Consider the following 21,164-nt stretch of genomic DNA (forward strand, 5'->3'; position numbering starts at 1 on the left):
CCCTTACAACGTGGCTACTTGATGAGCCGGATTTCGACGGTTCCAAGATTGGAGCCGGTGCCGGGGGTTCCCCCAGTTGAATTGATGGTTTCGAACTTGACGAACTGCCCAATGACGCAGCGGTCGTTGCCGCCAGGGCAGGCGAGCGAGGGTGTCATTCCGGGATCGCTGGCTTTGTTGCGGAACTCATAAACACCGTTGTTGCCGAATTTCCAGCCCCAGATTTTGAACGTGGCGTAGCCTATGATGTGGAAGTTGCCGTTCTGGCCCTGATTGGTGGCGTCATCAAAGACCGGGAAGACGGCACGCACCTCACCGCCAGACAGAATTGTGTTCTTCCATTGAGTAAGAATGGTCTGGCACTCCGTCGGCGGATTGTTCCCCGGGTCCGAACCAATTTCATTGCTGCCCGTCTGCGTAACGGCCTGGCAGGGCGCATCTTGGTCCAGCCATCCCCAGCCACCGGGAATCTGGGTCCCCGAGGGTCCCGTGCATGTCCCGCCTGGCTTGTAGGAGATCTTCTGAACCTGGCCGGTAGGGCTGGCGGCTGTTAGGTTGAAGCAGCTGTTCGAGAGCGCCAAGGGAAACCCGGAACCGGATCCGGGCGGAAAAAAGGAAGCCGTCGCGTGGGCTCCTACCCTGACGGGCGGAGCGTTGAGTGCGCTCGCAAACATCTTCGTCAGAAACGCATTCGAGCCGTTGCGGGTAGCCGTGGCTACGGTCACCTTATTGGGAACCGATAGGTCGACGGAGGTTACGTCGGTTGACCCATCATTCGAGTTAGGTCCCGCAAGGGCCTGTGCCCAAGCCGTAGCCTGTGAAACGCTGCAGGTGCCGGCTTTATGGCACTGTTGCGCTGCTGAAAGGGCGCCGGCGTCGGCCGCATTTTGGAGTTGTGCCCGTTCGGAGTAGATCTGGCCCACGTCGACGGCCATTGCGCCTGCCCCAATAAGGACGAGCATCATGACTGCAACTAATACTCCAGCGGCACCGCGTTCTTTTTCCTTCGGGTGCGTCAACCACCGCATCGCATTGCTCCTACTCCACCAACGGTGATAGTGCTGCCGAAAAGCCCCGTCATGGTGTTGCCCGTGTACGAAATGCTGACCGTCATGTTCGTATTTGCGGCGCAGGTCCCCGGGTTGAAGGTGTATGAAAACGCCGTCGGGTTTAGTCCAGGTGCCCCGGCTACCGCGGCGGTTCTTGCTGCAGCCTGATTGTTTGAGATGGCCATTTCCCGGGCGGCTTCCCTGGCAGCCTGGGTCACTGAAATCTGGAGGTTGTATGTGTGTGAAAACTCGACGATGCCGGCGACAAGGGCCAGAAGTACTGGTGCGACCAAGGCGAATTCCACTGCGACTGCGCCGCGCGAGCGCTCGGTCCTGACAAGTCCGCGCTTCCTCAAAGTTCCCCCTCAAGATGTTGTGTACCTACAAAGTGGTGTGGGCCGCTTCCGCCAGCGGCGTGAGCGGCCCACACTGATGGATCCCGGAAGATCGAACTAGACCGTCCAGGCCGTCACGGTCGAGCCGAGGGTGGAGAACCAGCCGCTAAGGGCGTTGCCGAACAACGTGACGCCGGCAATGATGAGGAACGCGATAAATGCGATCAGAAGCGAGTATTCCGTCGCTGTTGCGCCCTTTTCGGAAGCGAAACGATCCTTGATGCCGGCGATGTAAGCAGTCATTGAGACCAGGAGTGAAGTCATTGCATTTTCCTTAATTCGGTGAAATTGAAGTGATTTGTATTTCAACGAATTTCCAGCTGCCCCCATAAATCCTTAGCGGCTGGACTTCGCTAAGAAAAGATTGTCACTTGATCCCATGGGCAACAATGCGTAGTGGTACTCGACTTTTTTCGGGAACGGCAAAAGCGCGTACTCGGAAGATGGAGTCAGTACTCGGAAACCAATGTGAGTACCTCGTCGACCACTCGGACGTGGTCGGAACTTGACGCGAGGAGCTGACGACGGTCTTTGGGGGGGGCTTAGCTCACAAGAAGCGTTACGGCGGCCAGGGCACCCAGCATGGAGGGGCCGTGAGCCACTTCTGGGGCTTGTTCCCGGCCCTTTTTGGTAACCACTGCGACCGTAACAAGGCCATTGAGTATGAAGCCCAGTAAGCCGCCGTACAGGAGTTGGGTCCAACCTAGGTACCCCAGGTAAAGACCCACGGGCGCGGCGAGCTTAACGTCGCCCATGCCGATTCCGCGGGGAGAAATAAGCCCCAGAATCAGGTAGCCGACAAACAAAATGACTGCTCCAAGGACAGCCCGAAGCAGATCGTCCGATTGCTTAGCGAATATACCGGGCCACAGAAACAGCAGAATGCCGCCGGCAAGCAGTATGAGTACGAGCGGGTTTGGCAACAAATGGAGCGCCACGTCGATCCGTGCGAGCTGCGTGCCTAATAGTGCAAGAAAAAGGAACGCTGGAAGGCTAAAGGAAATTCCAAAATGCAAGGTAAAGGCTACGCTTGCGATGCCGGTAAGTCCCGCCGTCGTAATCCGAACCCGCAACGTAGGAAGGCCACCCAGTCGCGGGAGCAGTCGCGAAATCAAGAGCTCGGCCACGGGGGAGAGGAAGAGCCCCAGGAGGCCGATGGCAACGACCATGAGCCCAGCGGTCGGACCGTTGCCCCCTGCTGATACCACTGCGGCCCCCTAAGTAGCTTGGGCCGGCGCGCGATGTACCAGCCGCCGGCTACCCCATTTTGACCCTGAACCCCCTGACGCGCTAATCTTGGTAGTCGTTGTGCGTGTCCTATTCCGATGGTGCGTGCCCGCTTGAGAATCCGGTTGCAGGATAACTACTCAACGTGCACATTCGGAACTTCAGGATGACTGGTTACATGGAGCCCTCACCTCTGTTCCGGTAGCGCGCAGACAGTAGGTGCGCGAGCTAGCGACACCTAAACAAGAACGCCAGAACAAGAACGAGGCAAACACCGTGCGTACGTACACCCCGAAGCCCGGCGATATCAACCGCCAGTGGCACGTCATTGACGCCACCGACGTTGTCCTTGGTCGTCTTGCAAGCCAGACCGCAATCCTGCTGCGCGGCAAGCACAAGGCCACTTTCGCATCCCACATGGACATGGGCGACTTTGTCATTATCATCAACGCCGAGAAGGTAGCCCTGACCGGCGCCAAGCTGGAGCAGAAGCGCGCATACCGCCACTCCGGCTACCCGGGCGGCCTGACCTCCGTCAACTACGCGGAACTGCTGGAATCCAACCCGGTCCGCGCCGTTGAGAAGGCCATCAAGGGCATGCTCCCCAAGAACTCCCTTGCTGCCCAGCAGCTCGGCAAGCTGAAGGTGTACCGCGGTGCCGAGCACCCGCACGCCGCCCAGCAGCCCAAGACTTTCGAAATCACCCAGGTCGCCCAGTAGTCCTGGCCACCAAACAACTTATCTATACAAGGAGAATCGTGGCTCAGAACGAAGAGACCACCGAGGTCGTCGAGGCCGAGGAAAACCTGACCAGCTACACCTCTGAGAGTTCAGCTGCTGAAGCTGCTCCCAAGAAGGAGCGCCCGGCCCTGACCGTTGCCGGCGCAGCTGTTGGCCGCCGCAAGGAAGCCGTTGCACGCGTCCGCGTTGTGCCCGGCTCCGGCAAGTGGACCATCAACGGCCGCGAGCTGGCAAACTACTTCCCGAACAAGCTGCACCAGCAGGACGTCAACGAGCCCTTCAAGATCCTCGATCTCGAAGGTGCCTACGATGTCATCGCCCGTATCCACGGCGGCGGCATCTCCGGCCAGGCCGGCGCACTGCGCCTCGGCATCGCCCGTTCGCTGAACGAGATCGACGTCGAGAACAACCGCGCCACCCTGAAGAAGGCCGGTTACCTGTCCCGCGACGCCCGTGTCATCGAGCGTAAGAAGGCCGGTCTCAAGAAGGCCCGTAAGGCCCAGCAGTACTCCAAGCGCTAAACCCGCTTGCACAGAAGCCCGTCCCGCTATTCAGCGGGGCGGGCTTCTGCTGTATAGACGGCCCGAAGGGCAGGTGTGCAGAACTAAGGACGAGTGTTCTGGCCTGCAAGGTCATAGACCCTGATGCCATCGATTTCTTTAGCGGGAAAGGTTTCGCTCACCCAGTTGTGGATCGCTACGAGTTCGTCACTCACTCCCGGAATTTTGAGTTGCTCGGGTTGGAGGATGTAGGAGCAGACCTGGCCAGTTCGAACCAGATTCTGGAACGCCGCCAACGTTGGGCTTGGGTCAGTCGCCGCAAAACCGCCAAGTGGCATTATGGGGCGCCCAATGCTCAGCTGGAATTGGGCAGCAGTCTGTCCAGGGTAGGTTGCGCCCGCCCATTTGCAGCGGGACGGTGTAGCCCGCAAGTAGGCTTCCAGACCCGGGCCGGGTGTGGATCCTATAGCCAGCTCATGGACGCCTGCGGGATCACCGTTCTTTACTTGATAGAGAAAATGGCTGAGTGATGCTGGGCTTCTGGTTAGCCCCCCGGACAGCGGGTTTGATCCCTGTTGCGGCGTCGATACCGTGACAAGAGAACCCACGATAGGTCCTACAAGCAGACTCGCTAGGGCTACCGAGCCGGCAAGCGGGGTGAGCCATTTGTAGGGCGTTGGAACCGTGAGCGCTGATGTTGCAACCAACGTCACAAGGAGTAAAACCTGGGCGACGCTGGCTGGGTTGGAAGGGCTGAGACCCCATATCAAGTTTGCGAAAAGTGCGGCCAGCAGCAAGGCGACAGAAGTTCCGGCACGCCGGGCAATGGATGTGGAAGACGAAACCAACAGCTTGCTCCCGATGCCAATGCACAGTGCCATCGGGGCCACGAGTGAAGCCGTGTAGTAAGAATGGATGCTGTTACCCATGAAACTGAGCACCAAATATGCTGAAATCATCCAGGTTGCCGCGGCGACCATTAGTATCGGCCTGTCGGAAGTGCGACGCCGCTGAATTGACCGGACTATAACAACAACAGCAACGACTAACGCCGGCAGCAGTAACCACGCAGCTTCTTGGCCATAGTTCGCATTGAACAAGCGAAATAGACCTGCATCTGAGCTGGCACCTTGAAATTCCTGAGGCGTGAGGGCTGCAGAGCGCCCACCTTGCTGTTGGAGCAGGCGGTCCAGCCCGTTGTATCCAAGAGTGAGGTCGATCATACTGTTGGTTTTGGATCCACCCACGTATGGGCGGCTGCTGGTTGGTGTGAGATCGACAATTATCGGCCATGCCATAGACCCTGCGGCAAGAATCAGGCCCGCCACACTCAGTGAGGTTGCCACTTTCCGCCATGGGCGTCCCACGAAAAGGCAGAAAACCAGACCCAGCGCAGGCAAGACCATGAAAGCTTGAAGCTGCTTGGCGAGGAAGCCCAAGGCGAGAAGGCCGGCCGCGAAATACAACCATCGTGACCTTGCGGTTTCTGTTGCCCGGATCCCTGCATATAACGCGGACAGCATTAGCAGGATCATGAGAGGGTCCGGGTTGTTGTAGCGGGCCAGCAAAACCGTTATCGGAGTTGTCGCGAAAACGAAGGCAGCAACGAGTGCTGCGTAAGATGGCAGATACTTCCGAGCAAGTTGGAAGATCATGAGTGTGCTTCCGAGCGTCATCGCGGCCTGCGGCAGCAGTAGTGCCCAGGTGTTAAGACCGAAGAGACGCACGGACAAACCCATGATCCAGAGGCTCAGAGGCGGTTTGTCCACCGATATGGAATTTCCCCAGTCTGCAGACCCAAAGAAGAAGGCGGTCGGGTCATGAAGACCGGACTGCACTGCGGCCGAGTAGTACGCGTTCGCCCACCCGTTTTCCGAAAGCCGCCAAGTGTACAGTCCAGCGGCCACTAACAGGATGACCAATAGCGCTACAAGCTCCCATGGACGGCGGCGCTCTTTTTCCGGGGGAGTCGGCAATTTTCTAACTTCTAAGGTCGTATAGTTTGACACCGTCAACGTCCTTCGCGTCGAAGTTTTTTTGGACCCATTCGGTAATGGCCAACGCATCCCTGCCAAGCGGAACGGCATCCAGTATTGGCTGCTGCCAAATGAAATATGCGATCTGACCGTCCCCAGCAAGGGCCTTGAATTGCTCAAAAGTGGGTGCTGGATCAGTACCGAGCCAGCCACCAAGAGCCACGACCGGCCGCTGGGAGGCAAGCTGGTATTGGGCAGCATTTTGCGCGGTGTAGGTCGCAGCGGCCCACTTGGTCCCGCTCGACTTGAGCAATTCGGTCACCTGGCCGGAAGGCTCGACCCCGAAACCAAGATGTCGCGATAGGGGCGGGTTCCCGAGTCGTGCAGCCTCAAGATGGGATGAGAGCGCCTGTGGGTTGTTGCTGACAGGGCCCGACAGTGGATTTGTCCCTGCCTGGGGTTTTGCAAGGGTGATCGCGTCCGTCAGGATTGGTGCGAGGACCAAGGTAAAAGTAACGAGACTAAGTGTTAGAAGCTGACTCACTGGCTTTTGACAGAGAAGCCAGCCCACAGTCGCAAAGACCGTTAGGCAAGCCACAACAGCGGGCCATTGCCCCCATTCGTCACTGTACTGGAATATGCGAAACGCTATGTATCCCGTTCCGGAGATCAACAACGCACCAATAACACGAGGTACCAACCTTTGGCGCTGATTCCAGAGCAGATGCAGCCCAAGAGGAACCACTATCGCGACCGGCGCGGCCGTGGAAAAGATGTAATAGGTGTGCGTCATGGTGCCCATAAAGCTGACTACTAAAAACGCTGAAAGGAGCCATACGACGCCGATAATCATCAATCGGGACGAGGCCCTATCGCGTCCTGACTGCCGCTGGAGAACCATCAGAGCAACCGCGCAGATAAGTGCAGAGAAGAGCAGCCAAGCACCCTCGTTGGCAAAATTGGCGTTGAAGAGTCTGCCAAGCCCCCCATCGTACGTAAGATCTCCGAGAGGAGACTTTGCTGCGTCCGCCGTCTGGGGCTGACTGCCGAAACGTAAGAAACGGGCAAGCCCGTTGTAGTCAAGTGTCAGTTCCAACATGCTGTTGGACACGGACCCGCCAACGTATGGGCGCGATGAGGCCGGCGTGAGGTCCACCACCGCCATCCAAGACGCTCCTGTCAGGATCAGCGTGAATAAGGCCGCCAGAAGTCGGCCAAGTCGTGACCTCAAGGTGCCCGCACCCAGTAGAAGCACGGCCACCACCAAACCCGGAATGACGAGGAAAGCCTGGATCTGCTTTGCCATGAATCCGAGCCCCAATGCTCCGCCGGCAAGTAGATACCAAGTCCACCCGTTTTGTTCCATCGCACGGATCGTGAAATAGACTGCCGCTACCATAAGGAGCCCCATCAGAGGCTCAGGATTGTTGAAGCGTGACATCAGCAGAACCACAGGCGTGGTCGCGTAGATCAGGCCTCCGAGAAGCGCTGGTGCGGCGCCATGATTGCGCCGCATGATCTTGTAGACAAGCCAAGTTGTGGCGATGCCCATAAGCGCCTGAGGAAGCAGGAGAGCCCAGGAATTAAGTCCAAAAAGCCGGACAGACAATGACATGATCCAGATGCTCAGTGGCGGCTTGTCGATCGTGATCAAGTTCCCGGCATCGAGTGAGCCGAAGAAGAACGCTGTCCAGTCCTGCGATCCGGCAAGTGCGGCTGCCGAGTAGTAAGGGTTGGCGTAGCCGTTCTGGTCCAGACCCCAAATGAAGCACACTCCGGTGCCTGCTAAGAGCACTGCGAGCCCTATATGTTCCCACGGTAGATGGCGTTTTTGGATGTTGTTTGCAGGAGTAGGAAGGCGGAGGCTTTCCTTGATACTCAACGGACAGCCTGTCCTGCAGGCCGCATGGCCAGCACAGTCGAATGCTTATTGCTGTGCCGAGGCCGGAATACCCAGAGGCGAAGGAGCACGAATCGAATAAGCGTGGCGAGGACATTGGCCCCGGTGAGGACCAGGAGTTCCATGCTCGGTGCTGAGTCCAGACTTACTGCGTGCAGCACCATCAGTGACGATGAGGTTATTCCCCAGGCAAGCAAGAAGACAATCAGGCCCTGAAACTGCTGAGTAAATAGTCTTGCTGGCCCGCTGATGCCGAAAGTGAACCTGCGGTTTGCAGCTGTATTTCCAATAGCGGTAAGTAAAAGAGACAGGAAGTTGGCTTCCTGGGAACCAAATGGCCCTTGCATCATCAGGTACAGGAGCGCGAAAACGAGCGTGGACGCGGCTCCCACCACTCCAAACCGCAGCACCTGCCCAAAAAAGCTAGGCCGGCCGACTGGCACTATTGGACGACGCCCCAACTCTGCGTAGATTGCCTGGACGGGGATCACGCCCCTTACTAGCGATCCGGCAACCCGCACCATTCCTTTTAGGTCATCAAGAGCTGTCTGCCGGATGTCCACTCTGCTGTCCGGATCGTCCACCCAGTCGACCGGAATCTCATGGATGCGAAGTCCGGAACGCTCAGCGATAATCAGCAACTCTGTGTCAAAGAACCAACCGGTGTCTTCGACATGGGGAAGCAGGCGCTTGGCAACATCCGCACGAATGGCCTTGAACCCGCATTGGGCGTCAGAAAACCGCACCTGCATTGTCCGACGGAGAAGGAAGTTGTAAGACCTGGAGATGAATTCGCGTTTGGGACCTCGGATCACTCGGGAGCTCTGCCCAAGCCTTGTCCCTATCGAGATATCGGAATGCCCGGACAAGAGTGGTGCGACGAGTGGAGGCAGCGCAGTGAGATCGGTTGACAGATCAACGTCGAGGTATGCGAGCACTTTAGCCTGGGAAGCGCTCCAGGCATCCTTTAGCGCGTAACCCCGCCCTTTCAACTCAAGGCGGCGATATCCAACGTTCGGCATGTGCTCGCTAAGGCGGGCGGCAATAACTGACGTACGGTCAGTGCTTGCATTATCGGCGATGGTGATTTTCCACGTCGACGGCATTTCATTCGTGAGATATTCGGCGAGCCTAGTGATGCTGCTTTCGAGTACCGCTTCTTCGTTGTGGACCGGTACAACAATTTCGAGCGCCAAGCCCCCATAGCTAGGTGTCATGCATCAGAGAGTAGGGTGCCGGAAGGGCCGGTGACGAGGCTTATTTCGAAAGACACGTACTGCAAGCAAGAACCCAAGTAGTACACATAATCGCTAGCCTCTGCATGCAGGTAGTTGCTACTGGGGCCTGCTGCCCCGAAACTCGATATCGTCGCGCCCATGGGGGCTATTTGTGTCACTGACAAAGGGCCGCGCTACTCATCACTTGACGCGTTGAGGGGCCTGGCCGCGATGGTTGTGCTGATTCATCATTGCTGTCTTGTCTCACCCGCATTGGTTGGCGCGGTGGAGAGTCGCGGTCAAGGGCCTATGGCATCATGGTTATGGTGGATGACCTACACTCCGGTCCATCTTATTTGGGCCGGCAAGGAGGCAGTCTATGTCTTCTTTATTCTGTCCGGCTTCGTTCTCGCGCTTCCCGTCGTCAACAATTCGGGCCCCAAATGGCCAGCCTACTTCTCCAAGCGTCTTGTCAGGATCTACTTGCCGGTGTGGGCATCCCTTGTCTTTGCACTCGCGCTGGCAGACGCCATTCCTCGAGAGGCGAGCAGCGGGTTGAGCCCCTGGCTGAATATGCATGACGAAGCAACGCGGTGGTTCTCCGACGCGCTTCTGCTTTCGGGACCCGGATCCCTGAATTCACCTCTATGGTCCCTGCAGTGGGAGATGATATTTTCCCTGCTTTTGCCGTTGTACATTTTCGTGGCGATAAGAATCAACAGAGCATGGTTGGCCGGAGTGTTCAGTCTCCTCGTTTTGATCGCTCTTGCCAGCGAGCGGCTGCCGGCCTTCGCCGTCTACTTGCCGATGTTTGGGATTGGGGTGATGCTGGCTGCGCGCGTCCAATTGCTAAGAGTTACAGGTAGGAGAGTTGGATCCTGGGGATGGGCAGGAATTACGGCGGCCTCCTTAGTTCTCCTCTGTGCACAATGGCTGTTTCCGCAACTTCCCGGGTTCATCGCGTTGAGTGCCGCTGGCGGGGCGCTGCTTATATTTGCATGCATCGCCTGGCGCCCCACCGAGGCCCTTGGAAAGAACCGAATCCTGCAATGGCTGGGGACTCGGTCTTTCAGCCTCTATCTCGTGCACGAACCAATCGTGGTATCGATTGGATTCGCTTCCCATATCACCAATCCATTCCTGATTGCCGCCTTGGCTATCCCGTTGTCGCTGGTAGCAACCGAAATTTTCTACCGATTCATCGAGCGGCCCAGTCTCTTGCTTGCCGGGCGGGTTGGCCGTCTCATGGGCAGGATGGGCTCCCGCAAGCAGGATCTTATGATGGCGCAGCCGTAGACAGTCGCCGCACGTCTATCCGGGACCCCGCTGCGAGGCCGGCGAACCCATCCTCTACACTTGACCGGTGTCTAGATTATTTGGAACTGATGGTGTCCGGGGGCTGGCCAACGGCCTGCTGACAGCAGAACTGGCCCTGCAGCTGGCCCAGGCGGCCGCCGTCGTGCTCGGCCACGACCGCAACTCCAACGGCTCCCGGCCCCGCGCCGTGCTGGCCCGCGACCCGCGCGCCAGCGGCGAATTCATCGCCGCAGCCGTGGAAGCCGGGCTCTCCAGCTCAGGCATCGACGTCTATGACGCAGGGGTGTTGCCCACCCCCGCGGCCGCTTACCTGGTGGCGGACCTGGACGCGGATTTCGGCGTCATGATCTCCGCCTCCCACAACCCGGCACCGGATAACGGCATCAAGTTCTTCGCCCGCGGCGGCCAGAAGCTGCCCGACGAGGTGGAGGACGCCATCGAAGCCCAGATGGGCAAGGAAGCCGTCCGGCCCACCGGCGCCGACGTGGGCCGCATACAGCGCTTCTCCGACGCAGAGGACCGCTACATCGTCCACCTGCTCCGCACCCTCCCGCACCGCCTCGATGGCCTCACCGTGGTCCTTGACTGCGCCAACGGTGCGGCCAGCGGCTGCTCGCCCCAGCTCTTCAAGGACGCCGGAGCTGACGTGGTCGTCATCGGCGCCGATCCGGACGGACTCAACATCAACGACGGCGTGGGCTCCACCCACCTCGGCCCGCTCAAGGAAGCCGTGATCAAGTACGGTGCCAACCTGGGAATCGCCCACGACGGCGATGCCGACCGCTGCCTGGCCGTGGACCACGAAGGCAACGAGGTTGACGGCGACCAGATCATGGCCATCCTCGCCGTCGCGCTCAAGAACTCCGGCAAACTCAAGGATGACGTCCTGGTAGCCACCGTCATGAGCAACCTCGGCCTGAAGATCGCCCTCCGCGAAGCCGGCATCACCATCGTGGAAACCGCGGTGGGGGACCGATACGTGCTGGAGGGCATGCGCGACGGCGGCTACAACCTGGGCGGCGAACAGTCCGGCCACGTCATCTTCGCCGACCACGCCACCACCGGCGACGGCCTCCTCACCGGCCTGCAGCTCGCCGCACAGGTGGCCCTGACCGGGAAACCGCTCAAGGAACTCGCCACCGTGATGACCAAGCTCCCGCAGGTCCTCATCAACGTCAAGGGCGTGGACCGCACCCGCGTGGGCAGCAGCGATGTCCTGGCCCAGGCCGTGGCATCGGCGGAAGCAGCGCTTGGGGAAACCGGCCGCGTCCTGCTCCGCCCATCCGGCACAGAGCCCGTGGTCCGCGTCATGGTGGAGGCCGCCGACGAGGAGACGGCCCAGTCCATCGCCGAACACCTGGCCCAGGTGGTCCGCACCGAACTCGCGCTGGAGCTCGCCTCCAACTAGCCGGCGCGGCTCAAAACAACCGCAGCAAAAAGAGTGGCCCGCCTCCCAACAGGGAGACGGGCCACTTTGCGGTTGGAAAGGCTTAGACCCGGTCCTTCAATGCATCCCGGATCTCGGTCAGGAGCGCAACCTGCGGATCCTCTGCAGCGTCCTTCTTCACATCCTTGTTGATCCCAAGCCGGCGGTTGCGGCGCTCAATCATGATGTTCATCGGCATCACCACCACAAAATAGATGGCCGCCGCAATCAGCAGGAAGTTCACCACAGCGGTCAGCAGCACCCCGAACTCGATGGCGTTGCCGTTCAGCTCCACCCTTCCAAAGCTGTCGAAGTTGGGCGCACCCACCAGGCCTGAGACGAAGGGCATCAGCACTTTGTTGACCAGCGCCGTCACCACGGCGCCGAAAGCAGTACCCATGACGACGGCGACCGCAAGGTCAACCACGTTGCCCTTCATGATGAAGTTTTTGAATCCAGTCAGCATACGAACCAAACTAGCGCATGTCCCAGTCCCCGGACTTCCGGTTAGGGGCGTCACACGTTTGAGAAAACATCACGTCACGGATCAGATAGCGGCTGCTGGATTCTTCTGCGCCCGAAAGGCCAAGTCCAGGGTCCAGTCTTGGGGAGCTGAGGGACCGAGCTGCCAAACGTATTCGTTCTTGAGTTTCACGCCATCAGAAGTGAACGGGCCGGTGCGCCGTCCATAGAACGCAATGGTGGGCAGGCTCGATTCCGCCGATGTAAGGATTGCGTTGTTGAAATCGCCGTTCATTTTTCTCAGCTGCTCGAGGATGTAGTTCCTGTATGCAGCCTCGTCCAACGTGCGCTCGTGGGTGGCCTTTGCCGTCAGTTGCAGTGCAATGTGCAGCTGCCGGTTTCCCTGCTCATCTTCGAAACTGACGAGGCGGTGGTTTTCTACGGCTGCGAGAAGGGTTTGGTCGCTGCTGAGCACATCGCGCAGCGCATCCGGTGCCACAACCGCCCCGTTGAAGTCGACGGACAGGTCGCTCCTGCCGTAGTGGAAGAGCAGCGGCAGATCGAGGAACTGTTGACGAATAACGTCTTCGAGCCCGAAGTCCTTCAGCACGGCATTGACTTCACGTACACGTAGCACGTGCCCTCGATCGTGGATGTTGTAACGGATCCTCGGGTTGACGTTCTCTTTCCGCACGATAGTGACGACGAGTTCCCCGTCCGCGTTCGTCTCCATCAGGTAGTCGTACGGGTTGAACTGGAAGATCATCGGTAGGACGCCGTATTCGTCCTGCCGCGTGAGCCGTGCTGACAGTTCAGCGTTGGCATCTAACGCCTTGCGAAGTTCCACTGTGTAATCGGTTTCGATGGCGATGTTTATTTCCAGGTCGGAGGCACCGTAGGACCCAAAGGCGCTGTGGGCGTACTTGGTGATGTGGGCCCGCATGTTCTCGCTGATACCCTCGCCGCCGAACGCGGCAACAATGTCGTAGTCTTCCCATTTGACCCGGTCGTCGTCGAACAAGGATTTCAAAAAGGGCGGGTAGCTGAGGATGATGTAGGTGTAGTCGGGCCCGAATTCGAGCATCGTGGCGATTGCTTTGTCACGGTCCGGGCCAATGGATTTGATCATCGTGACGTCCGTGAGGGAAGTCGTCACGTTCATCCCTGTGGCCCACGCTCCGAGCGAAAAGCAGTTGAGCACGAAGGGCTGCTTCTTGAGCGTTTCCGCAGTCCGGGAAAAGCCCACCTGGAGCAGCTGCCGTGTGGCGAGGCGCTCCTCAAGGCCCCGTACCCAGCTGGTGGGAACACCTGAGCTTCCAGAGGATTCGTCGACCACTACGCCGTGGCGGGGAAGCACCCCGTCGACGCTGCGGGCGGGAATGGTCCAACGTTTGATATAGCTGTCTTTGTCCATCTCCGGCAGCGCTGCGAAGGCCCGCGTCAGTGTTTTGCCTCCGAGTGAAAGCTTCCCAGGTACCCCGTTTTCGGCGAGAAACTCGCGATAGGCTGGTACGCGTTTGGCTGCCATCTCAAAGGTCCGCCATGCCCTCCAGCGGCCGGCTGTCCACCGGAAAGGCTCGATGCCCGGCATCAGCAGGATCCGGTGCGTGGAGATTCTCGGGGTGAACAGTCCAACAAACCTGTCCATGAGAAACACGAATACGAATATGAACCTTTTATTCACGGAGGGGCTCCTGTAGTGACATGTCTTCAGGCAATGGACTAAGCAGAGTCGAGGTGGCGGGGCGGCGGTGGGCGGCTGGAGGGGTGTCGCTATAGCCGAATCTGAAGAGCATCCAAGCCATTCTGTTCGCGGTTTCACGTATTCCCGCAGCCTGTACAAACTCGGCGTGAGAGGCCGGGTTGGTGATAACGGTGCCGAAGGGATGGAGGCAGACGCCTTTCTCCGTAAAGAAAAGCCAGATCCGCATGAACGTCCGCCCGGCCTCCAAATAATCGGCGGGCTCGGCGAACCGCCCTTCCAGCCACCCGAGTTGCCGCACCCCATGCATTGTGCACAAGTAGAGGCCCCTTATGAGACCGCCGATCAGAGGAAGGGACCACATGCCGCGGTGACCCATCGCGAAGCGAAGGATCCGACCAGGCATCATCATCGTTTCCGCACTCAAGCCGTCGGCCTTTGCGGCCGCTTCTTCCTTTGAGAACCGCAACCAGTGCATAATCTCGGCGTAGACGGCATCATTTCGCAAATCCGAAAACAGAGTCTTTTGATTGATTTGCACGAGTAAAGAAACAAGGCCGGCATCAACCGTCGATCGGAATTCGAATCCTTGGGCGGCCGCGATTGTGGAAGCAGAGACCAGCAACTCATCGCCCACAATCCTGCTGTCATAGGGTCGGCGGGAGGTTCGTCTGGCGCGGAACGCGGCTAGCCGACGTAAAGACTCAGATTGCAGCGCGTCGTCACCGGCAGCGGGTTCCAATCGCACTGTGCCAATAACATGAAGCCGGTCTTCGGCGGCGAAATCCATTTCCGAGTGTTCAAGGAATTCCGTTGTCCGGTAGCCGCGGGCCGCAGCGACTACGGACAACGACTCCAAAAATACACCCGCACAGACATGGCCGAAGGGGATACCAAACGACTCGGCAGGCAATCCGAGGTCAAGGTCATAATAAATAACTGCCGCCGTCTCACTGATGGCTCTCAACTTAATCGGCTGGGAGTTATGAGGTGAGGGATACCAGCGAACGTCATTAACGAGATCGAGCCAAAGGGCTCCGGCATCCATAACCATGCCGTCAATCTATGAGACGCAGCTAGCAATGACTATCTTGGTGCTCAAATCCTGCGCAATACTTGAGGCACCGATGGCCTCTCGCCAGCCTGGACTTAGGGGTTGTCAGGAATGGCAGCCTGACTTGGCCCCTTTACACTCCGGCCCGCTCAGGTGAAGCGGTATCACCGGCATTACAGGTACGCCGGTGCCGCCTCCAGGCCGAAGTATTCCTCCAGAGTGCCGATGCCCCGGTTCAGCATGTCCGTGGCCGCCTCCACGCCCACGTACCGCAGGTGCCACGGCTCGTAGTAGTACCCCGTGATGGGGTGCAGCATCCAGGGATACCGCACCACGAATCCGAAGCGGTGGCCGTTGGCTTTCGCCCAGGACGCCGCTGGCTGGTCGGCAAAGCACGGCTGGAAGCTGCAGGCGCCCCCGCCGTCCGCGATGTCGAACGCCCACCCCGTCTGGTGCTCCGAGTGGCCGGGCCGGGCACTGGCCGTGTCGGCATCGGCTTGCCCGCGCGCCGCGACGTACCCGTTGTAGGTGGTCACCTGCGTGCTGTACGAGCGGTAGCCGCTGGCCAGGACCAAAGCCACGCCATCCTGCGCGGCGGCCGCGAACATCGCTTCGGCCGCCGCAGCCGTCGTGCTGTTCAACAGCGCCGCCTCGCCCGCGGCGGAAATGGCGACGGCGGGACGCACCAGGTCAGCCGGCACAAAGTCCGCCGGCTTCAGGGGCCGGTGCTTGTTGACGATGACCCACTGGCTGGCCGGGTCATCAAGCGAAAACTGACGCGCCAGGGCCGCCGACGGCGACGGTGACGGTGCGGGGGACGGCACCTCCGGTGACTGGCCCACCGTGGCGGCTTCCGCCGTCGGGCCCGCTGAAGCGGTGACGGCAACAGGGGAGGGGGACGCCGAAGCGGCAGCGGACGACGGCGGCACGGACTTGGGTGCCTCAGGCGTGCACGCTGCCAGGACAGTCAGCCCGGCCCCCGCTGCGAGGAACCGGGTGAAGCTGCGCCGGTTGGGGGACCCGCATTGGTAGCACACCTGTGCTACACCTTCCGGAGGAGCATGCGGCGAATGGAGTGGTCCGCTTCTTTGGTCAGCACCAGCTGCGCCCGCCCCCGCGTGGGAAGGACATTCTCCTCCAGGTTGGGTTCGTTGATCCGCTTCCAGATGTCGCGGGCCGTGGTTTCGGCTTCCTCGTCGGACAGCGTGGCGTAGCGGTGGAAGTAGGACTCCGGCTGTGCGAACGCGGTGCTGCGCAGCTTCCGGAACCGGTCCACGTACCACTCCTCGATGTAGGAGGTCTTGGCATCGACATAGATGGAGAAGTCAAAGAAGTCGCTCAGTGCCAGCCCCTGGCGGCCGTCATGCCGGGGCCGTGCCGGAGCCAGGACGTTCAGGCCCTCCACGATGAGCACGTCCGGGCGGCGGACCACAACTTCCTTGCCGGGCACGATGTCGTACGTGACGTGGGAGTACCAGGGCGCGCGCACTTCCTCGGCGCCGCCCTTGATCTCGCTCACGAAGCGCAGCAGCGCCCGCCGGTCGTAGGACTCCGGGAAGCCCTTCCGGTCCAGCAGTTGCCGGCGCTTGAGTTCGGCCAGGGGGTAGAGGAAGCCATCGGTGGTGATGAGTTCCACGTTGGGGGTGCCCGGCCAGCGGCGGAGCATCTCACGCAGCACGCGGGCGATGGTGGACTTGCCCACGGCAACCGAACCGGCCACGCCGATCACGAACGGGGTGCGCTGGGTCTGCTCGCCCAGGAACGTGGTAGTGGCCGCGTGCAGCTGCCCCGCCGCCTCAACGTACAGGTGCAGCAGCCGTGACAGCGGCAGGTAGACATCCCTGACTTCATTGATGTCCAGGGGGTCACCGAGCCCGCGAAGGCGCAGCACATCCTCTTCATTAAGGGGCTGTTCCATCTGGGCTGCGAGCCGGGACCAGGTTTGCCGGTCCAGCTCCACGAACGGCGAGGCACCCTCCCCGTTCGCTTCATTGCGTTGCGAAGTCACGCTAAAGATTCTGCCCCGCGCCCGGCCCATCACGAAATGAGCGCCCTGCTCAGCGCGGCGGAGCCCGTCACGCAGGCCCCCGTAAAAGCCCCGCCGGGTGGGCCGCCGGTTTAGAGCAACAGGCACGCTGCCGATAGTCTTGTGCCTATGTGTGGAATCGTGGGATACGTAGGCCGTCCGGTTGACGGTGCAATTAACGGTCATAGTGCCCTGGATGTTGTCCTTGAAGGACTGCGCCGCCTGGAGTACCGCGGTTATGACTCTGCCGGCGTGGCAGTGGTGTCCAAGGGCGCCATTGAGTCGCGGAAGAAGTCCGGAAAGCTGAGCAACCTGATTGCCGAGCTGGAGGCCCGCCCGTTGCCTGAGACGGTGACCGGGATCGGACACACCCGCTGGGCCACGCACGGCGGCCCGACGGACCGCAACGCGCACCCGCACCTGGCTGACGGCGGCAAGCTGGCCGTGATCCACAACGGCATCATCGAAAACTTCGCCGAGCTCAAGCTCGAGCTGCTTGAAAAGGGCGTCACGTTCCTGTCCGAGACGGACACCGAGGTCGCCGCCGCGCTGCTGGCCGACATCCTCCGGAACAAGCTGGGCGGGGACACCGCGAACGGTGGCCTGACCCGCGCCATGGAGCTGGCCTGCCAGCGCCTGGAGGGCGCCTTCACCCTGCTGGCCGTGCACGCTGACCAGCCCGACGTCGTCGTGGCCGCCCGCCGCAACTCACCGCTGGTGGTGGGCCTGGGCGAGGGGGAGAACTTCCTGGGCTCGGACGTGTCCGGGTTCATCGACTACACCCGCCGCGCGGTGGAGCTGGGCCAGGACCAGATCGTGACCATCACCGCGGACACGGTGGAGATCACCGATTTCTACGGCAACCCGGCCCAGGGCAAGGAATACCACGTGGACTGGGACCCGGCCTCCGCGGAAAAGGGCGGCTTCTCCTCCTTCATGGAGAAGGAAATCCACGACCAGCCCGACGCCGTGGCGCAGACCCTGCTGGGACGTTCGGACATCAAGGGCAAGCTGACCCTGGACGAGCTGCGGATTGATCCGGAACTGCTGAAGCAGGTCAACAAGATCATCGTGCTGGCCTGCGGCACCGCCGCCTACGCGGGTATGGTGGCCAAGTACGCCATCGAGAACTGGTGCCGGATCCCCACGGAAGTGGAGCTGGCACACGAGTTCCGCTACCGGGACCCGATCCTGGACCAGAACACCCTGGTGGTCTCCATCAGCCAGTCCGGCGAGACCATGGACACGCTGATGGCAGTCCGGTACGCCCGCGAACAGGGCGCCAAGACCATCTCCATCTGCAACACCAACGGCTCCACCATCCCGCGCGAATCCGACGCCGTGCTGTACACGCACGCCGGCCCGGAAATCGCGGTGGCGTCCACCAAGGCGTTCCTGGCGCAGATCACCGCCGCCTACCTGCTGGGCCTGTACCTCGCCCAGCTGCGCGGCAACATCTTCTCCGGCCAGATCAAGGACGTCCTCGCGGACCTGAACAAGATCCCCGCGAAGATCCAGACCATCCTGGACAACGCCGGGCCGCTGCGCGAACTGGCCCGCAGCATGGCGAACGAGAAGTCCGTGCTGTTCCTGGGCCGCCACGTCGGCTACCCGGTGGCCCTCGAGGGCGCGCTGAAGCTCAAGGAAATCGCGTACATCCACGCGGAGGGCTTCGCGGCCGGTGAGCTCAAGCACGGCCCCATCGCCCTGATCGATGAAGGCCAGCCGGTGTTCGTGGTGGTCCCGTCCCCGCGCGGCCGCGACTCGCTGCACGCCAAGGTGGTCTCCAACATCCAGGAAGTCCGCGCCCGCGGCGCCCGCACCCTGGTCATCGCCGAGGAAGGCGACGAAGCCGTCAAGGCCTACGCCGAGTACGTCTTCTACGTCCCCGAAACCCCCACCCTGCTCATGCCCCTGCTGACCACCGTCCCGCTGCAGATCTTCGCCGCGGAACTCGCGGCAGCCAAGGGCTACGACGTGGACCAGCCCCGCAACCTCGCCAAGAGCGTCACCGTCGAGTAACAGCCAGCCAATGAACAGCTGAAAGCCCCGGGCCCACTGAACCAGTCAGTGGGCCCGGGGCTTTCACCGTTAACCCTGCCGTGCCAAAACCAGGTGTTTGCGCTGATGGCGGACAACCGCAATTTCCGGGGTCAAACCGCACCCTGCACCCGCTTCCGGCCAGGCGCGCCCCCGTAGAATGAAGCGCATGATCGTTGGCATCGGGGTAGACGTAGTAGACATCGAGCGGTTCGGCCGCCAGCTGGAACGGACGCCGGGCCTGAGGGACCGCCTGTTCGTGCCGGCGGAACGGGAACTGAACACCCGCTCCCTGGCAGCCAGGTTCGCCGCGAAGGAAGCCGTGGCCAAGGTCCTCGGTGCGCCCGCCGGCATGAACTGGCAGGACTGCTGGATCGGCCTCGACCACAACGGACCCACCGTCCAGGTCAAGGGGACCGTCCTTGCGGTTGCCGAGGCCAAAGGCGTCAAGCGCTGGCACCTGTCCATCAGCCACGACGGCGGCATCGCCACCGCCACGGTCCTGGCCGAAGGCTGACCCGGCAGCCGCCCGCATGATCAACGCCTACACCGGAACGCAGGTCCGGGCCGCCGAGCAACCCCTCCTGGCCACCGGCCTGGGGGACGTGCTCATGCAGCGCGCCGCACACGGCCTGGCCGGCGCCGTCGTCCAGGAACTCAAGTCCCGGGGCCGCCGCCTGAGCGGTGCCCGCGTGGTGGTGCTGGTTGGCAAGGGCAACAACGGTGGCGATGGCCTGTTCGCAGCCGCCTTCCTTGCCGCCCGCGGAATGCGCACGACGGCGGTACTCACCGGCGATTCCGCCCATCCGGCTGGCCTTGCGGCATTCGAGCGCGCCGGCGGCCGGGTGCACCGGCTCACTGAATCTGCAATCCCGGGACTGGCGGCGGAAGCTGCCGCGGCCGACGTCGTCATTGACGCCGTGCTGGGGACCGGAGCGAAAGGCGGGCTGCGGGGCAGCGCTGCAGACCTGGTCCAGGCTGTCAGTGACGGCATCAGGAGCGGTTTGGTGGTGGCCTGCGACCTCCCGAGCGGCGTGGACGCCGATACCGGCGAGGCAGCCGGGCCGGTCCTTTCCGCTGACCTGACCGTAACGTTCGGGGGAGCGAAGGCCGGCCTGCTGGCGGACCCGGGCGCGGACCATGCGGGACGCGTCCTGGTGGTGCCGATCGGGATCGAGGAGCACCTGCCGCAGCCGCCCCTTCGCCGGCTGGAGGATGCCGAACTGGCACACCTCCTGCCCCGTCCTGCACGGCGGGCCCAAAAGTACTCCCGCGGAGTGCTGGGAGTGGTGGCCGGATCCGAGGACTATCCCGGCGCCGCAGTCCTGGCGTGCCGGGGCGCCCTGGCCGCAGGAGTCGGCATGGTGCGGTACCTCGGTCCGCCGGCCGTGGCCGACCTCGTCCGGCAGTCCTGCCCTGAGGTGGTGTGCAGCACCGGGAGCGTGGCCGACAACCGGGTGCAGGCGTGGCTGGTGGGCTCGGGCATGGGCCCGCAGGACCATGACCAGTTGACGCGTGCCCGCGATGCCATCGCGACCGGACTTCCCGTCGTTGCCGACGCCGGCGCGCTGCCCGCGTTGCCGGCCATGCTCGCCCCGCACATGGTGCTGACCCCGCACGCCGGCGAGCTGGCGTCGCTGTTCCAACGCCTGGGCGGTGGGGAGGACCGGGAAGCCGTGGAAGTCGGAACCCTCGCCGCCGTACGCCAGGCCGCCAACCGTACGGGAGCCACCGTCCTGCTCAAAGGCGCCACCACACTCGTGGCGGCACCCTGGGGAGAGACCTTCAGCCAGGCGGACGGCACGCCCTGGCTCGCCACTGCAGGCAGTGGGGACGTCCTGGCCGGGGTCATTGGTGCGCTGCTCGCCCAGGCGGGGCCCGACGTCGGCCGCTTCAGTGAGGTGGGCATAGCGGCGGAGGGGCGGTGGGCCGCCATTGCCGCACTGGGCGCCGCGCTGCACGGGCGGGCAGGGCTGGCGGCGTCGGAGGCGGTGACAGGTGGTCCGATCACGGCCGGCGGCGTCGCGAATGCCATACCCGAAATTTGGGGTAAAGTCAGCATGCTTAGTAAATATGGAGCCTGGAAACGTAATAGTCACAGCCAACCACTACGGTAGGCATTAGTTCGCACC

Annotated in this window: 19 protein-coding genes; 7 read left to right on the forward strand and 12 right to left on the reverse strand. The window is 61.4% G+C overall.

Annotated elements, in window-relative coordinates; translation table 11 throughout:
- Positions 1–14 precede the first annotated feature (14 nt).
- From AC3ANU_RS08425 to AC3ANU_RS08440, 4 genes are all read right to left on the reverse strand, one after another.
- The gene (locus tag AC3ANU_RS08425; RefSeq protein WP_043424895.1) at positions 15–1,028 is read right to left on the reverse strand and encodes a pilus assembly protein TadG-related protein; all 1,014 of its coding nucleotides are present in this window, start codon (positions 1,026–1,028) and stop codon (positions 15–17) included.
- Positions 1,016–1,342, reverse strand: a complete 327-nt coding sequence (locus AC3ANU_RS08430) for a TadE/TadG family type IV pilus assembly protein (RefSeq protein WP_488315830.1) — start codon at positions 1,340–1,342, stop codon at positions 1,016–1,018. The genes AC3ANU_RS08425 and AC3ANU_RS08430 overlap by 13 nt, the downstream gene beginning before the upstream one ends.
- 159 nt (positions 1,343–1,501) lie before the next feature.
- The gene (locus AC3ANU_RS08435) at positions 1,502–1,708 is read right to left on the reverse strand and encodes a Flp family type IVb pilin (RefSeq protein ID WP_018769170.1); all 207 of its coding nucleotides are present in this window, start codon (positions 1,706–1,708) and stop codon (positions 1,502–1,504) included.
- Positions 1,709–1,986: 278 nt separating this feature from the next.
- Positions 1,987–2,613 (reverse strand): prepilin peptidase, encoded by a 627-nt coding sequence (locus AC3ANU_RS08440; protein WP_043424896.1) that lies wholly within the window; start codon positions 2,611–2,613, stop codon positions 1,987–1,989.
- A gap of 334 nt (positions 2,614–2,947) precedes the next feature.
- Between AC3ANU_RS08440 and rplM the strand changes: the two genes are divergently transcribed.
- Together rplM and rpsI are read left to right on the forward strand one after the other, a co-directional pair.
- Entirely contained in the window at positions 2,948–3,391 is a 444-nt protein-coding gene (gene rplM / locus AC3ANU_RS08445) for a 50S ribosomal protein L13 (RefSeq protein ID WP_015937805.1), read from the forward strand.
- Between the two features lie 38 nt (positions 3,392–3,429).
- Complete coding sequence (rpsI, locus tag AC3ANU_RS08450) at positions 3,430–3,933, forward strand: 30S ribosomal protein S9 (protein ID WP_018769171.1); 504 nt, start codon at positions 3,430–3,432, stop codon at positions 3,931–3,933.
- An 83-nt stretch (positions 3,934–4,016) separates the two neighbouring features.
- Here the strand turns inward: rpsI and AC3ANU_RS08455 are convergent, their stop codons facing one another.
- From AC3ANU_RS08455 to AC3ANU_RS08465, 3 genes are read right to left on the reverse strand one after another with little or no spacing between them, the layout of a single operon-like run.
- A complete protein-coding gene (locus tag AC3ANU_RS08455) occupies positions 4,017–5,921 on the reverse strand; it encodes an ArnT family glycosyltransferase (protein ID WP_196804753.1) in 1,905 nt (634 codons plus the stop codon).
- Positions 5,893–7,770, reverse strand: coding sequence for an ArnT family glycosyltransferase (locus AC3ANU_RS08460; RefSeq protein ID WP_155845555.1), 1,878 nt, complete (start codon positions 7,768–7,770; stop codon positions 5,893–5,895). The genes AC3ANU_RS08455 and AC3ANU_RS08460 overlap by 29 nt, the downstream gene beginning before the upstream one ends.
- On the reverse strand, positions 7,767–9,005 hold the full coding sequence (locus AC3ANU_RS08465; protein ID WP_043424898.1) for a bifunctional glycosyltransferase family 2/GtrA family protein: 1,239 nt from the start codon (positions 9,003–9,005) through the stop codon (positions 7,767–7,769). The genes AC3ANU_RS08460 and AC3ANU_RS08465 overlap by 4 nt, the downstream gene beginning before the upstream one ends.
- A 231-nt stretch (positions 9,006–9,236) precedes the next feature.
- On the opposite strand from AC3ANU_RS08465, the gene AC3ANU_RS08470 reads away from it, so the two are divergent.
- Both AC3ANU_RS08470 and glmM read left to right on the forward strand, forming a co-directional pair.
- Positions 9,237–10,301, forward strand: a complete 1,065-nt coding sequence (locus AC3ANU_RS08470; RefSeq protein ID WP_196804754.1) for an acyltransferase family protein — start codon at positions 9,237–9,239, stop codon at positions 10,299–10,301.
- A 67-nt stretch (positions 10,302–10,368) separates the two neighbouring features.
- A complete protein-coding gene (gene glmM / locus AC3ANU_RS08475) occupies positions 10,369–11,730 on the forward strand; it encodes a phosphoglucosamine mutase (protein WP_026265751.1) in 1,362 nt (453 codons plus the stop codon).
- Positions 11,731–11,812: 82 nt separating this feature from the next.
- Here glmM and mscL read toward each other — a convergent pair whose 3' ends face one another.
- The 5 genes from mscL to coaA form a co-directional block, all read right to left on the reverse strand.
- Positions 11,813–12,214, reverse strand: coding sequence for a large conductance mechanosensitive channel protein MscL (gene mscL / locus AC3ANU_RS08480; RefSeq protein WP_018769177.1), 402 nt, complete (start codon positions 12,212–12,214; stop codon positions 11,813–11,815).
- An 81-nt stretch (positions 12,215–12,295) separates the two neighbouring features.
- On the reverse strand, positions 12,296–13,858 hold the full coding sequence (locus AC3ANU_RS08485; RefSeq protein WP_018769178.1) for a phenylacetate--CoA ligase family protein: 1,563 nt from the start codon (positions 13,856–13,858) through the stop codon (positions 12,296–12,298).
- 28 nt (positions 13,859–13,886) lie between these two features.
- Positions 13,887–14,966, reverse strand: coding sequence for a hypothetical protein (locus AC3ANU_RS08490; RefSeq protein WP_488315831.1), 1,080 nt, complete (start codon positions 14,964–14,966; stop codon positions 13,887–13,889).
- Between the two features lie 173 nt (positions 14,967–15,139).
- Entirely contained in the window at positions 15,140–16,003 is an 864-nt protein-coding gene (locus tag AC3ANU_RS08495; RefSeq protein WP_488315832.1) for a M15 family metallopeptidase, read from the reverse strand.
- A 5-nt stretch (positions 16,004–16,008) separates the two neighbouring features.
- Complete coding sequence (coaA, locus tag AC3ANU_RS08500; RefSeq protein WP_186447803.1) at positions 16,009–17,004, reverse strand: type I pantothenate kinase; 996 nt, start codon at positions 17,002–17,004, stop codon at positions 16,009–16,011.
- Positions 17,005–17,121: 117 nt separating this feature from the next.
- On the opposite strand from coaA, the gene glmS reads away from it, so the two are divergent.
- From glmS to AC3ANU_RS08515, 3 genes are all read left to right on the forward strand, one after another.
- Entirely contained in the window at positions 17,122–19,014 is a 1,893-nt protein-coding gene (glmS, locus tag AC3ANU_RS08505) for a glutamine--fructose-6-phosphate transaminase (isomerizing) (RefSeq protein ID WP_134163725.1), read from the forward strand.
- Positions 19,015–19,201: 187 nt separating this feature from the next.
- On the forward strand, positions 19,202–19,549 hold the full coding sequence (locus AC3ANU_RS08510) for a holo-ACP synthase (protein WP_013601780.1): 348 nt from the start codon (positions 19,202–19,204) through the stop codon (positions 19,547–19,549).
- A gap of 16 nt (positions 19,550–19,565) precedes the next feature.
- Positions 19,566–21,149, forward strand: a complete 1,584-nt coding sequence (locus AC3ANU_RS08515) for an NAD(P)H-hydrate epimerase (RefSeq protein ID WP_488315833.1) — start codon at positions 19,566–19,568, stop codon at positions 21,147–21,149.
- Positions 21,150–21,164: the final 15 nt, after the last annotated feature.

The sequence above is a fragment of the Arthrobacter sp. SDR-2R genome (assembly GCF_057747955.1).